Origin of the sequence: Rhodococcus sp. 06-418-5, from assembly GCF_002258285.1 — a bacterium.
GTDB lineage: Bacteria > Actinomycetota > Actinomycetes > Mycobacteriales > Mycobacteriaceae > Rhodococcoides.
In genome coordinates, this window is sequence record NZ_NOYE01000006.1 from 1 (window position 1) to 14,512 (window position 14,512).

The following is a 14,512-nucleotide window of genomic DNA, read 5'->3' on the forward strand; positions in this document are numbered from 1 at the left end:
ACTCAGCACCGACACATCATCACCGCCAGATACAGCAACAGCCCCGCCACCACGCCGCCACATTCACTGAGAATCCGCCACATAGGGCGGGAACTGACAGCGACTGACCGTCGCGGGAACAGCTATGTGCGCTCGACACCCCTTGACATGGGGGGTACGCTGCAAACGGCGATGCGAAGCGAGTAAGGCTTGCAGCGACCTTCCCACATCCGGGGCATATAACCACCAATTCGCGGCAGCATCGGCGCCTCATCAACTGCTCATCGGATGCGGTTCGATTCCTCTCTTACGCACCCTCGGGCAACGTCCATCCGCCAACCCCAGCGTCGGCGTGACTGCCACGAGATTCGGTATACGCAAGCCACCCCGACCGGCCTGGGGTGGGGCTCCTCCTCGCGGATCCGCGAGCTAAGGGCCGACGGAAGCCGGTTGTCACGTAGCGCGACAGGGCTATGAACGGCGGCACCGATCACGGGAAATAGTGCGTTCCATGTTGCCTGTACAGGGCGATCGGTTCAGTGGCCGGCGACCCTCTCCGGGTCATGTGCGGCGAGGGTCAGAAATCGAGAGTGTCCACACTCCACCCGGCTGCGGTCGGCACTGCCGATACCCACACGGTCGTGGTGGAGTCGACGGGGACCGTGGCATCCGAGGTGACGGCCGATTGCGTTATCTCCGCGACTCGATAGATGCGCTCGGCGGTATCTGCCGGGCATCCGGAGCAGCCGATCGAGACGGTTGCGGTGATTTCGGCGTCTTCTTTCTTCCACTGTTCCCACTGGGCACCGGGGCCTCGCTCGGTCGTTGCAGGGGTGGAGAGTTTTGCAGCGAGGTTGTCGGTGAACCATCGGCGGGCGCGTAGAAACGCGTCGGTCGAGCTCGTGTCGGTGCTGGGGTACCAGGTGAAGGCGGTCGTCAGTGCTTGACGGATTGCGGTCTCCGCGTCTGTGGCGGCGCTGCTGATCGGAGCGGGTACAGCGGTTGTCTCGGTTGGCTGTGTGTTGATTTCGGGTAGCGACGGCGCGGTTGGCGCGCTCGTTGTCTCCGGTGCCGATTCCGGCTCATCGGTGGCGGGTGAGCTGCAGGACCAGGCGATGGTCACCACGGCTACAACGACGAGGAGGACGGCTATAAGACGTCGGCCGGCAAGGGACATCAGATCCTCCGGGCTTTCATTCCAGCCATGAGTGGAGCTTGTTTGACGACGTCTCCGGTGGTGGGGGCGTGGATCATCTGACCGCCGCCGATGTAGATACCGACGTGCCCAGGGCCGTTCGCCTCGAATGATCCGAAGACGAGATCACCGGGCATCGCTTGATCGATCGGGATCTCCGAACCCACTCCCCATTGGGCCTCGGATGTGCGGGGCAGGGTGATGTGCTTGCCCGCGAAGTAGGCGAAACTGGTCAGTCCTGAGCAGTCGAATCCTCCTCGGGAGGGGCCGTTGATATCTCCGCCGCCCCAGACGTAGGGGGTTCCGAGGTACTGGCGTGCAGCCTCGACGACATTGTCTCCGTCAGCTCCGGTCGGCACGAACCGGCCTGTGGAACCTTCGGATGTGTACTGCGCTTGGCCGGCCAGAATCTTCGCCACATAGGGCTGTGTTTGTGTGGTGTAGTCACCGCCGGATGGCATTCCACCGGCTGCGAGCACCGCGGCGGGGCCCGCGTTGTAGGCGGCAATCGTCAGTGCAGTTGGGTCGCCCTTCACTTTTCTCGCGGCGATGGCTGCGGTGATATCTCCGTTGATGGCGCACATGAAGTGGGCTTGTGAGATCACTGCATCTCCGATGGAGTTCGGGTCGGCTCGCCCGTCTCCGTCGTAATCCTTGCCCCACGTTGCCCAGGTTCCCGGCATGAATTGTGCGGGCCCCAACGCTCCGGTGCTCGATACCGGAGCGGACGGGCCGTAGCGGAAACCGTTCTCGGCGGAGAGTTGGGATGCGATCAGGGGAGCACCCACGCCTGGGCACACGGCTCCTGCTTTGCGGATCCACGGCTCGAACTCCGGCGGCACGGATCCGGTTCGGAGATCTCCGCCGGCCGTGCCGAAGCCACAATCGACAGCGGTACCGGCGCCGGTCGGTGAATCAGCGCCGGACGATTGGGGGCTTCCCGCCTGACCGAGTTTGCTCATCGGGTCGATAGCGGTTCCGCCCTGTAAACGGCCGCCTTCCCAGTACTCGAAGTGCAGATGTGGTCCGGTGGAGCCGCCGGCGTTGCCGATGTCGGCGATGTGGTCGCCGACCTTGACCTGTTGTCCCTCCTTGACGAGGACGCCGTTGGGATACATGTGCCCGTACACGGTGGAGACCGGTTTTCCGTCGACGATCGAGTCGAGGACGATCCACATTCCGAAGCCTTGAGCGGGTCCGGCTTTGACCACAGTGCCGTCGAGGGCTGCGTAGATCGGGGTGCCGATCGGGCCCGCGAAGTCGACGCCTTGGTGCATCGTGCCCCACCGCTGCCCGAAGGGGGACGTCATCGTGGTCGTGCCATCGCGGGTCGGCTTGCCGATGGGACCGGACGGGGTCAACGGCGATGCATCATCACCACCGGTACCGGACGAGACCGTGGGGGCACAACCGCTGGAACCTGACGATGTGACGAGTACGACGACCATCAATGGAATGACGACGAGTACACCGAGAGCGGCGATACCGACCGCCAGGGCGAGTTTCCACCATCGACGTGGCGCTTTCGAGTTCGGCGACACCGCTGTCTCAGGCGGGGCCACCAAGGTCATCGCCGTGCGCCTGACGCAGCTCGATGGAGGATTTCCGTCGGATTCGTGGTGGCACCTGGTTGGACGGTCGGTCGGGCACGACGCGGAGCACTCGACGGCCGCGTGGACCGGTCGGGAAGCAGAAGCGGCGAGCCCTCATCGGTGGAGTACTCACGGAATCGTCCGCCTCCAGGGCCGGTCACCGTGGCGCGGCTGGCCCGAACTTCTCGGTTTCCTGGAGTCGACAGTGCGGGAGCGGTGGCCACCGGCCGCTTGATACCGGGTGCGTTCGTTGTCTTGTCGCCGTGAGAGCGGACCGCCGATCGGTCTCCGACGGGGCTGGAGACCGGAGTGTGGGAGTGACCGGAGCCGACGACCGACTGCGTCGGGGGAAGGTCGATGTTGATCGGTTTGCGAAGGCTGGGGTGGGTTTCGGAAGCATTGGTGGTGTCGGTGGCCGCCTGGGTAGCTTTGGCGTCGCTCCGTCGACCGACGACCTTCTTGACGCCCGCGGTTGCAATCTTCCCGGCCGAGTAGACCACGGCAGCAGTTCCAAGTGTGGCTGCGCTGCTGGCGGCTGCCGTCCCGTCGACGAGAGCTTTACTCGCCTTGGCGGTTCGGGCCGTTGCATGGCTGGCTGTCTTGGCCAGTCCCTTTCCACCTTGATAGGCCTGGCGGGCCACTTGTCCGGCGTAGGCAGCTTGGGCGAGGGGGCTGGTCGGTGTCTTGGTCGATATCGCGGTGGGCGCGGCTCCTGGTCTGCTTCCGAGCTTGCGTGCGAGGGCGTCGGAAGCTTTGCGTAGTCCTTTCACTGCGCGGCGGTAGAGAATGATGCCCGCGATCAGAACGATGTCGGTCAGGATGAATTTCATCATCAGCGGAGAGTCGCCGTCTCCTCTGAACAACTGTCCGATCACGATCATGTATCCGACGAGGAACACCACCGCGAAGATAACGATGACCATCGACATCAGCACCGCGGCGAGGGTTTTCCACAATGCTCCGCGGCCGGATCCGGGCAGAATTCCAACGACGGTCACCACAATTCCCTTGACGGCCGATGCGAGGGCGGTGAGTACCGCGAGGATGAGGGTGAACGCCAGAATTGTGGCGAATCCGAGCAGGATGACACCGGCCAGTAGCATCGCGACCCCGGACCCGACCTGTCCCGGTCCGGGGTGATCGGCGAAGTCCTTCATCTGTTTTGCGCCTTCGCCGCCGCAGCCTTTGATGTTGTCTTTGAGGGTGTCTCGTGTGTTGCCGTCTGCTTTTTCGTGGCCGGCGTCCCAGGCTTGAGTGCAACGTTCTCCGTCGGGCGAGCCGTCGATGACTCGGCCGAAGTTCAGCAGTTGGGTGGGTTGCCTGATGAACGTGTCGGCCATCTGTTCCGAGATCTGGTCGATGAGTTCGTCGGAACTCGACGTCGTGTCTCCCTTGTTGGCCAGGCCTGCCGCAAGCTGCACGCCGGCGTCGCGCGCCTGCATGATCAGGCCGTCTTGTCCTGCGACCCGTTCGACTGGATTGGACAGGATCCCCACTGCCGCAGCGGCGATCGCTGCTGCCATCAGGAGTTCGTACACTCCCGTCGTCCACCGTCCGCGAATGACCCACCACGCTCCGATGCCTGCAGCAGCGGTGAGAAGAAGGCCCGTGAGCTGGAACTGATCGGTGACCGTTTGCATGGCATCGCCGATCGAACGGAACGGCGCAGTCAACAATTCGAGCCACTCGAACCGCAAGGCGTAGGTGACGAACCAAATCGCGAAGCCGGTCACCCCGCGGTACACCTCGTACTCGAGCATGATGAAGGTGGAGAACACGGTGTACATCGGGTGCCCGACCGAGCCTTCGTCGATGGACATGAAGTAGTCCCAGACCAGAATTCCGTGAGAGTCACGGACTTCCATCCAGCTGAATGTGCTGTTGGTGGGCAGGGTTTCACCCGGGTCGGCATGAGCCGGTGACGCCAGGGCGATCGCCAGCAGACCGATCATGTGCCAGACAGCGACACCTGTGACGATCGCGCGGCGGATTCGAGATGCCACTACCCACTTGAAGACAGGGCCGAGGAAGCGAGCGAGAACACTGCACCACGACCGCGGGATCCACGACCACAGCACGAGCTCGAGAACCATCTTGACGCCGCCGCCAATCGAACCTGGCCGGCGCACAACTCGTTTCGACATCACCATGTCGCCAACTCCGCAGCGCGCTCGGTAGTCGATTCTTTCGGAGTCGTACTCGCCGCTTGGTATCTCGCTTCCGATGCCGGAAGTAAGACCTTGATGCGGCCGACGTTGCCGGCGGGATCGCGCATGTAGCCCTCTCCGCGGCGATGCGGTGCGACGTATCCGTCTTTGCCTTCGACGGGCGATGTGTTCTCCATCAGCTCTTTGAGCAGTCCGAGATCGTCTTCCCCGACGCCGAGCCACTTCAACGATTTTTGCGCTAGTCGTCGATCCGTCTGCCGGAACACGAGCCGGGTGGGGATGAGCCCTCGCAGCGTCTCGGAGCCGAAGTCTGCTTCGGGGTCGTGCGATCCGAGCATCACCGCGGCGTCGTGTTTGCGGCCGTCTCGAATGAAGTCGATGATGATCTCGACACCTTCGCTCGAGCGCGTCAGGTGATGGCATTCGTCGAGCAGGAAGACCGCGAGGGTGTTGGGGTCCGCGAAGCAAATGCCGCGGGCGATCTGCGCGATGAGGGTGTACATCATTCGCCCTACCCGCTTCTGGAGCGACATCTGCTTGAACAGATGCTCGTTCTCCACTTCTCGCTCCGAGGGCAATTCCAGTGTGTGAGTGCGGAAGACGATGGCTCCTGCGCGTGGATTGAACGGCTCTAGGTCCGGCCGAAACAGCGCTGCTGCATAGGATTTGGTCGCGTAGACCTTCAACTTTCCGGCAAGCTCGGCAGCTCCGTCGAGGGTGCAGTCCTTCTCGAGGTGCGAAACCAGGCCTGGGGTAGTGAAATTGCCGAAGCGAGCGCGGTATTCCGGCTCGAGCACTTGAGACAGCAGTACCCCCAAACGGTCGTCGGGCTGAAGTTGCAACAGCGGCAACAGAATAGACACCGCAACTTCCCCTCCTCGTGCGGGCGAGAACAGCCGAAGAGGGTCCATCGTGACGTCCGGTGCTGCGGTATCGACGACCACCGCGTCGGTGATCGCTTCGGCCCACAGTGCGTATTCGCCCAGAGGGGTCCGGTCGACCACGATGACTTGGCCGCCGCGGTCGACGACCTGGTTACCGGTTGTTTTCAAGTAGCCGGACTTGCCTGATCCCAAGTTGCCACACACTCCCACCGAACCCGAAACGTCACGTGACGCTTTCTTGGCGATGTCGTGGTGCACGACGCCAGTGCGGGCCGAGGAAATGTTGAGTGCGATCAGCGGGCCGTCTCCGTCGCCGAGATCGTTGCGGGTGACCGGTACGTACGCGGCGAAATGTTCGGATGTGGTGATCTGCGCGAACTCGTTGCAGATCGCCGGCGTCGGCACGCCGGGTGTCATTGCCCAGAACAGCTCCTCCTGGAATCCGATCGGTGACTGCAACCTGTAGGTCGAACCCTCGAACTCCTTCGCCAGCTCGCGCTGATATGCGATGGCCGTCTCTTCGTCCGCGGCGGCGACACAGAAGACGGTGGTGGATTGCACTTCCATCTCCATTGCGTCCGCCTCCAGAAGCGCGTTGTATTCCGCGAGGGCGACGGCAGCGTCGTCGAGGACGCTGCCGGTGCTCAATTCGTCTTCTCGCTGGGTGTATTGATCGTTCATCTGCACCAAGGCGCGGCGGTTCTTCTTCAGAACCTCCGATGCAGCGGAGTTCTTGAACCGAATTGCCCAGTCGACATCGACGCCGCCCAGGTTGTCCGCGAGGGTCAGGTACTCCGAGCCTGGAAACAGCGTGCCGCCCGAAGGAGTGGCGGCGAGCACCAGGAAGCACTGATAGCTGGCCGGCGGTGGCGTTACCTCCCACGGCTGGTCGACTTTGAGCACACGCGACAAGGTCGGCGCCTTGGCCCGCCAGCCCGATTCGGGGCGATCGCTTTGAGCCCCTTCGTCGAGCCGCGCGGCAGTGAAGGATCCTCGAGCAGTGCCTGCCGGATGATCTAGAGCGGTGGGCATGTCGGTATCGAGGCCGAGGCCGCGCTGCAGAGCATGTTGGTGCAGCCACACCATCTGGGAGGGGGTTGCGGGGGTCGCATCGTAGAAGGCAGGGATGGCCGCGGCGATCTGCGCGGCCTGAGCTGCGCGGCGTTCTCTCTCCTCGACGGGAATCGACGAGGGCGGCATCCCCAGCAGATCGGCCACCGAGGACCATGCGGCGGACGTTGCGGCCTTGACGGTGTCACCGAAGCCGTGGTTGGCCAGGGGGATGGACAGCCAGTAGATTCGCTGGCCGGGTCGGATCTCCTCCAGGCGGTCGATCGTGGCGTCGCATTCGTCTGCCCACGCGGGATGGAGATCGAGATCGACACCCCGTTCCATGCGCTCGACGATGGTCATTGGGTCCAGACTGACCGCGACACTGAGCAGGAGAGATTCGCCAGGAAGAGCGCGCAGCAACATCTTGTGCATCGCCCGCGCGGTCTGTCGGTCTTCGATCGGCCGGTACCCGTACGGGATTCCGGTCAGGACGTAGTCCGCCCAGACGACTCCGGAGCGGGTCCAGCGCAAGTTCGAGGTGACGAGCCGGTTCGGTTGTTGCATTACGCCTTCTCTCGGGTCGGGGTGGGGGCCGCTGCAGCCATGGCAAGCAGCTGCTGAACGCTGCTCGCCGGTGCCAGGTTGGCGACGCCGAACGCTTCGGCCAGGGCTGGACTCTGCGAGCGCTGGCGTTCGCCGTCCGATCGCGGCCGGGCTGGCGCTGGTGCGATCTTTCGCTCCGGCCGCGGTTGGGTCAGAGGTCTGAATGCTGGTGCGGCCGGCGCTGCGTTGTCGTCGAGCTCCACCGGTGCCGCGGCGTTCTCTACTCGATCGCTGGATGCTCTGATGACTGCTGGTTCACTGATAGCAGCGTCGTGGCTTGGCGGGGTGTCGAGGATGATCACCGACCCCAGTACCGCGTGAGGGCGTTTGATCCGGATCGGCTCGCCATTGATCCTCGACGGTGACATCGCCCCGGTAGCCGCGCGCCCGACACCCCGGACTACTGAGATCGGATTCCGTGCTCCCTGCGGCAGCCTCCCCAACGCCCACAGGGTGCCGCCGGTGACACCGAGGAAGATGACACCGTTGGTGATGACACTGCCCTGCGCCCACAGCGACTGGGTCAGCCACAGCAGTCCGCCTGCAATACCCGCGCCGACGAACTGGGTCAGGGTGTAGGGGCCACCGGGGATCTTTCGGCCGTCTGGCGCTTTGCCGATCAGCTGCGGAAAATTGCGCGCTTTGGTGAACATCTTGACCACGCTCCGCGAGGAGGCCTGCTGTTCGGTCATGGTCGGTCACACTCCTGCGGGGGTCGTTGAATCGAGGTGTTCGTGAGTTGGCCGAGCAGTGTCAGATGAACGCCGCGATCGGATCGGGCACCACGACGACCTCGCTGCTTTGTGGCGAGGCGGAGCCGGGAAGCTCGTCGCCGACACTGTCTTTGACGGCGGTGATGTTCCACATCACCCAGATCAGTGCCCCGCCGACCACGATCGCCACCAGTGTTTTGGCAATGGCGAAGTGACTTTTGAAAGCAATCGCGGCGATGAACCCGGCGACGCCGACGCCCACGAGAGTGCGGATGAGGCCCTGCACCTCCGCACCTTTGTTGTTGGCCCATTCGATGATTCCTTCGGCGACGACGGTCGACGACGGATCGGCCAGGATCGAGGTAATGGTCATTGTTCGTACCTTTCGGATAGGGGGAGCAGAGCGTCAGTTCGGTTGAACGGGCGCTGCGGGAACGGAGGAGGTAGTGCTGGCACCAGTCGAGGTCGGCACCGCAATGGTTGGGGTTGCTGCGCTGAGTCCGGTCGAGTTCGCGAGCAACGGCATCGGGTCGAGCGCGGATACTTCCCACCGGCCACCCCGGGCGATCGCTGTCAGCGGGTATTGCACGGTCGAGGTCTGCGCTCGGTCCGTGGCTGTGACGGTCGCGGTGGCGAGCACCCGTACCGTCGCACCATCTGCCGGGGATCCGGACGCACCCGCCGAGAAGTCGGTGTCCGAGACGAGGTCGGTGATCTGGACACTGGTGTACGGCGCGGGGGTGACGGCACGGATCGGTGTGCCGGGTGAGGTGTAGCGAGAAATTTCTCCGGCACCGGCAACCATTGCCGAGAGGAACTGGCTGATCGACTGGGTGAGCGAGTGATCGAGGCCGACTCGGAATCGGTAGCCGAGTGTGAGGTCACCGCCGGTTGCCGGGGCCGCCACAGCAGCAGGGACTGCTGCAGCCCGCGCGTCGTCTCCCACGAACACGACAGGGACCGAGAAGTATCGACGTTCCGGCTTCGTCGCCGGGTCTGCCCCGATCGGAACCACCGAGACCGACACAACGATCGCGTAGTTCTGGCCGGCCGCCTGTAGCGGTCCTCCTTGCGATGTCGATCCTGTGGGACCCTGATTTCGCGCCGGCGGGTCGATTGCTTTCACGCTCGCGATTCGAGGTTCGGACGCGGTATAGCTCGCCTGAGCCGGAAGCGACATGCCGTCGGTGCGGACGAAGCGCGCGAGGGCTTTCTCGTCTCCTCGCTTGGATTGCAACCACGTCAACACGAAGTCCTGCGCGAGGTCGGTCGCTGCTGCTTCGCGGGCTGTGTCGATGACCGTCTGAGGGTTTGCCTTGCTCTGGATCGGCGTCGTGGACCCGACGCCGGCCAAGACGAGAACCAGTGCCACCACTCCGGAGCCGATCGCCGCGAACAGACCCCACTTCATCGCCTTGGTCGCGACCGCTTGCTTGCCGGCCCACTGATGAAGCTCGGTGGCCGGCGCAGCTTCTGTCGGCTTGTTCGAGCCCTTCTTACGGAGATGGATCTTCATGAGATCTCCTCGTGCCGAGACGGCTCGACCGTGGCGGGTACGAAGCCCTCGTCGACCAATCGCAGAGCGCCTCGACCCCGGGTCGCCATCATCCGTTCGAGCGCTGCCCGCGCCTGCTCGGCCGGCTCACCGAGCACGACCTCGCGGACGCGGCTGGCGATCTCTGCGCTGAGCGGATTGTCGCCGAGTTGCGCCGCGAGGCCGCGGATCTCTTCGGACACCGAGTGCACGCGAGCGGTGTCCGAGAGCAATGCGGCCGACGGATCGTGGTCGTCCATCCGGGGTCCTCCTGTCGGTAGCCCGCCGTGTACGGGCTTCTGAGAACAGGTAGATCCCTTCGCGGGCGGGTCTGTGACAGAGGCGACCGGAAATTTCTCGAACTTTTTTTCACCGCCCCGCTGCGATTCGTCGGGCTGTTATCACCGTCGCCGTGTAACCGCAGGTCACAGCGGTCTATGTCGAACGCGGGGCGCTGCCGTTTTCTGGTTCCGCCGGACCCGGCGGGTATAACAGCTCCGCCTTTTCGAGTAAGAATCCGCAGCTCAGCGGATATAAGGCGCTGTTTGTGTCAGAGGCGATCGAACTTCAGTTGCCTCTATCAGGAGCGCCCCAGTGACCTCGCCGCAGCCTTCCTCGCATTCCTCCACCCCACTCGGATACAGCACATCGCTGTTTACGACGATCAACGCCGAGTGGACCAATCTCTGTGTCGACGCTCTCGCAGGCCGCGAAGTCCGCACGTGGGCCGATCGACACCCCGCATGGTCGTCCGCTCGCTCCGTGGCCGACATCGCTGAGCTTGCCGCTCAGGACAGTGACGCCACCCTGTCCCTTCTGCTCACCGAGCACAGTGCAGGCAGCGCCCTCGCCGGCACAGTTTTGGTCCGGTTGATGCTCCCCAAGCTGGTCCGAATCCATCGCTACGCGCGGCTGGACGGAACCGATCACAGCCGCGAAGAACGTGCCTCGCGTACCATCGCCGCGTTCTACGAGGTGATCGCTTCGCACCGTCCCGGCGGCACTGGGATTGCCGGGGCACTCTCGCTTCGGACGCTGGGTCTGATCACCAAGACCTGCGAATCTGCGGTGGAAACGCCGGCCGAACCCGACCAGCTCCACCGGGTTGCCGACGGATCCGATGACCGCACGACCAGCAATCCGGGGGAGGTATCGGCACGGGAATTGCATTCGGTTCTTGCATGGGCAGTGCAGTCCAAGACCATCACTGCCGACGAGCACTCACTTCTGATCCGTGCATATCTCGTCACCGAAGGTGCCGATCTCGCATCGCTCGCCGTCGAGGAGAACTGCTCACCGGCAGCCCTTCGACAGCGCTTGAGCCGCGCTGTCGCGCGAGTCCGCGACGGAGTAGCAGCACGCACCGGCAACACTCCCTCGCCGGGAAAGCGGACGTTCTTCTACACCCGATCACACCATGAGTCCGCCTTGGCGAGCTGAAGTCCACCTGCACCAACCCCGCTCTCACCTACAAAGGACGCACATCATGACCGCATCTCGTACACGCAAGAGGATCGTTGTCAGCGCAGTCGGGCTCGCCGTCGCTGCCAGCATCGTCGTCATTCCCTCCGCCATTGCCGATCCGCAAGCCGGTGCTCCGGCATGCCCGGACAACATCTTGGTGGCCATACCCGGCACCACGGAAACCAACGAGCAGGCCGATCCGAATGTGCCGGTCGGAATGCTCCGCAACGTCGTGGACCCACTCGACTCCGAGTTCTCATCCCAGGAACTGCAGACATACACAGTTCCCTACGTCGCGACGATCGTGAACGACAAGGCCCAGACCTACGGAACCAGTAAGAAGGAAGCGATCGATCGCGCATCGCAACACATCTCCGAGAAGGCAGCCGAATGCCCGAGCACCAAGTTCGGGCTGACCGGCTTCTCCCAAGGGGCCGACGCCGCGGGAGATCTAGCCAGCAAGATCGGAAACGGCGAGGGCCCGGTGAGCGCCGATCGCATCTTTGCCGTGGGCCTGATGGCCGACCCCGGCCAGAGCCCGACCGCCGGCGTTCAACTCGGAACCAAGACCACCGGCAACGGCTTCGTCGGTGCGCGACCCAAGGGATTCGGAGCTCTCAACAACGTCACCGCCAGCGTGTGCGATCCCGACGACACGTACTGCAACACCCCCGACGACGCCATCGCCACACAGTTCATCGGGCAACTCGGATCGAAGATCGACGCCACCGATCCCGCGTCTTCGGTCGCCGGAGTCGTCACCACGCTTCTCGGTCTCGACGGCCAACCCCTGACCGACACGCTCGGCAAACTGAACACCGCAGTGACCACAGGCAACATGCTCACCGTGCCGCAGCTCGCACTCGACCTCGCCGGCAACGTCTCAACACTGAGCGCAAAGGTCGCAGAAATGACCATCCCCGGGGCAGACATCGCCCCGATGGCCACCACCGTCTCGCAGCTCACCGATGCAATCCACCGCGGTGACATGTTCGCCGTTCCGGCACTGCTGGCGACCCTCACACCCCAAGTCATCAGCTTCGCGAGCCAATTCAGTTCGATGATCGGGACCGTGGTGTCCAAGCTGCCTATCAACGAGTACATCGCGATCGGCACCACCGCAGCGCGGATCTCCACCAACGCCGCGGCCCAGAACTATGTGGCTCTACCGGCCGATCTCGGCAAACTCGTGGGCCAGGTCAACAACGCGGTCCGCAAGACCCTCCGCGCACTCCCCCTCGACGAGTTCCCCCTTTTGAACCGGCTGGCCGATAATCTCACCCCAGGCCGCGTGCTCGACGAGGTGCTCAACTACGCCACCTCGCTCGCCACCGATTCGCACAACTCCTACGCGAACGAACCGATGGCCGACAACGGTCGAACCGGAGCGGACGAGCTCACCAACCTCTTCCGCACCCGCATCACCAACCCCACGGCACAGATTGCTTCGTAGCCGACCCACCTCCCTACTCGAACACAAGGAACCGTCACGATGCTGACAGAGCTGGACGACCCCGACACCGACATCGCTGTCCGCATCGACGTGCACGACGCTGGGGGTACCAAAACGTGGCACCCCCAGCGCGACGGTCATCTCCTCCTGAACGCCGATCCCGCGGCGTCGACGCACCTCGCACACACCCTCGCCGACACCCTCAGCGGCCACTCTCCGCACGTATGGATGATCACTGGCCCGTCCAGAACCCCCACGTTCTCGACCACCGCGGACACCGACCCGGACCCTGTCGACATCATGGATTCCGTTTGGCGATTCACAACCCAACGCAAAACTCTGATCGACAACGGTCAAGCCACAACCCACGACTTCACCCCCGCATACCTCGTCATCGACTCCCTCGAAGGCGTCGTAGACACCCTCCGCCTCACCTGCAACCGCAGTCTCCAACTCCTGTCCGTCCTCGCTCACCGCGGACACCGCGCCAACGTCTACCTCGCCACGATCACCGATCTCAACGCCCCACGCATCTCCGAAGCGTTGCGGAATTTCGCTGAGCCTCGTCTGCGAGACCGGGACTGTCTGAATAACGGTTGATCCGCTGACCTTGCGTGGCGCGGCCTCACGGAACCGGTGCCTGGTCAATCACGCCACGGAACGAAGGTGGGATTCGAGCGTTCTGATCCGTTCCCGGCCTCGGCCGATGTCGTAGCGGGAAGCTCCGTGCGGCAAAGCAAACTCGATGTTCAGTCGACCGCCATACCCATGGACGATGTAAACAGGAAAGGAAAACCCAGCTGGCGCGGGCCGGCAGTCCTCGAGTTTGAGTCCTGCGGGCGATCGCAATGGTGGAACCGTGCCTCCATTGGTGCAACGAACCTCGTTGGGTTCAGGCAACAGCACTGCCATCTTCGCGGCTGTCAGGGCTTCACTTTGGAGGTGGCCGGCGGCGAGATCGATGTGCAATTCCTCATTTAAACTGCGAGCCAGATCCACGATTTCTACGGACTCGGCCGTAGCCCGATAGACGGGGAAGCCGACAATATTTGTTCCCGCGGTGGAATCCACTGCAGGTGTGACGTGAGGCCTGAGGTCCACAATAAAATGGTAGGCGATGTCGGCGAGCCGAACACTTCTCAGATCTGACTCGGTCCGCATGATAGCGGCAGATACTAGGCCGTTTACCGTAACTCCATGGTGACGTCCGAAGTCGATGAGCCCGGTCGTGACTCGCCTGCTCAAACGACAACGCAGTTGGGTCATCGCACGATGTGGCTCGGTATAGCCAGCCGTCGGCGGCCTGTTTAATGCCGACTCTAATGGTTCGTCATTGCCGACATCGGGTGTGTCGATTCCTCTCTCGGAGAACAGCTTTTCCAGCGACTCGGGATAGCCATGAACAACCGCGTCAGGGGTCTTTCCTTCCACAATGTCGGTGTAGAAAGACCACAGATCGCTGAGCAAATCTACAGAATGGCGACCGTCGGCTATGCAGTGGTGGGTTAGTAAAGTCACACTCGCGCAGGCGGAATCGCCGACGACGTGTAGCCCGGAAAGGGCGCGGCCCGCACTGAGGTTCACCCCGCTCAGCGGCTGACCGGGATCCCCTGTGTGCACGCTGAGGCCGGGCAGCGGACCGGATGGTTTGACGATCATATGGTCTCCATCGATCGTCTCCACGTGCGCAGCCAACACAGGATACGAGCGTCGCAATGTCGCAAATGCCGCCGAGAGCCCCGATATGTTCAAATCGCCGCGAGCCCGCACCGAATACCCGATGAAAACTCCCAAGTCGACGTAGAGCGCCTCACTGGGAGCGAGCCCCCGAATAGAGTAATCCACAGTCACCACAAATTCCTGTCACTTAAATT

General features: G+C 63.2%; 12 protein-coding genes. 3 read left to right on the top strand and 9 right to left on the bottom strand.

Going from position 1 to position 14,512, the window contains the following annotated elements:
* Nucleotides 1–556 precede the first annotated feature (556 nt).
* The 8 genes from CH274_RS29570 to CH274_RS01280 all read right to left on the bottom strand — a co-directional run bounded on the left by CH274_RS29570 (nt 557) and on the right by CH274_RS01280 (nt 9,981).
* On the bottom strand, nt 557–1,156 hold the full coding sequence (locus tag CH274_RS29570) for a hypothetical protein (protein ID WP_015586149.1): 600 nt from the start codon (nt 1,154–1,156) through the stop codon (nt 557–559).
* Nucleotides 1,156–2,622, bottom strand: coding sequence for a peptidoglycan DD-metalloendopeptidase family protein (locus tag CH274_RS01250; RefSeq protein WP_072692242.1), 1,467 nt, complete (start codon nt 2,620–2,622; stop codon nt 1,156–1,158). The genes CH274_RS29570 and CH274_RS01250 overlap by 1 nt, the downstream gene beginning before the upstream one ends.
* A 119-nt stretch (nt 2,623–2,741) precedes the next feature.
* Nucleotides 2,742–4,859: a hypothetical protein gene (locus CH274_RS01255; RefSeq protein WP_141214634.1), complete on the bottom strand. Its 2,118-nt coding sequence runs from the start codon at nt 4,857–4,859 to the stop codon at nt 2,742–2,744.
* Between the two features lie 50 nt (nt 4,860–4,909).
* A complete protein-coding gene (locus CH274_RS01260; RefSeq protein ID WP_015586146.1) occupies nt 4,910–7,435 on the bottom strand; it encodes an ATP-binding protein in 2,526 nt (841 codons plus the stop codon).
* On the bottom strand, nt 7,435–8,166 hold the full coding sequence (locus CH274_RS01265; RefSeq protein ID WP_015586145.1) for a hypothetical protein: 732 nt from the start codon (nt 8,164–8,166) through the stop codon (nt 7,435–7,437). Before CH274_RS01265 ends, CH274_RS01260 begins: the two co-directional genes overlap by 1 nt.
* 61 nt (nt 8,167–8,227) lie before the next feature.
* Nucleotides 8,228–8,560, bottom strand: a complete 333-nt coding sequence (locus CH274_RS01270; protein ID WP_015586144.1) for a hypothetical protein — start codon at nt 8,558–8,560, stop codon at nt 8,228–8,230.
* 33 nt (nt 8,561–8,593) lie between these two features.
* Nucleotides 8,594–9,703 (bottom strand): conjugal transfer protein, encoded by a 1,110-nt coding sequence (locus tag CH274_RS01275; protein ID WP_015586143.1) that lies wholly within the window; start codon nt 9,701–9,703, stop codon nt 8,594–8,596.
* The gene (locus CH274_RS01280; protein ID WP_015586142.1) at nt 9,700–9,981 is read right to left on the bottom strand and encodes a hypothetical protein; all 282 of its coding nucleotides are present in this window, start codon (nt 9,979–9,981) and stop codon (nt 9,700–9,702) included. The genes CH274_RS01275 and CH274_RS01280 overlap by 4 nt, the downstream gene beginning before the upstream one ends.
* Before the next feature lie 334 nt (nt 9,982–10,315).
* Here CH274_RS01280 and CH274_RS01285 point away from each other — a divergent pair, with 334 nt between their 5' ends.
* Genes CH274_RS01285 through CH274_RS01295 form a run of 3 tightly spaced genes read left to right on the top strand, consistent with a single transcriptional unit; the run spans nt 10,316 to nt 13,238 of the window.
* Nucleotides 10,316–11,161: a hypothetical protein gene (locus CH274_RS01285; protein WP_015586141.1), complete on the top strand. Its 846-nt coding sequence runs from the start codon at nt 10,316–10,318 to the stop codon at nt 11,159–11,161.
* A gap of 46 nt (nt 11,162–11,207) precedes the next feature.
* A complete protein-coding gene (locus CH274_RS01290; protein WP_015586140.1) occupies nt 11,208–12,638 on the top strand; it encodes a cutinase family protein in 1,431 nt (476 codons plus the stop codon).
* Nucleotides 12,639–12,677: 39 nt separating this feature from the next.
* Nucleotides 12,678–13,238, top strand: coding sequence for a hypothetical protein (locus CH274_RS01295; protein ID WP_015586139.1), 561 nt, complete (start codon nt 12,678–12,680; stop codon nt 13,236–13,238).
* A gap of 48 nt (nt 13,239–13,286) precedes the next feature.
* Here the strand turns inward: CH274_RS01295 and CH274_RS01300 are convergent, their stop codons facing one another.
* On the bottom strand, nt 13,287–14,489 hold the full coding sequence (locus tag CH274_RS01300; RefSeq protein WP_032365006.1) for a phthiocerol/phthiodiolone dimycocerosyl transferase family protein: 1,203 nt from the start codon (nt 14,487–14,489) through the stop codon (nt 13,287–13,289).
* Nucleotides 14,490–14,512 lie beyond the last annotated feature (23 nt).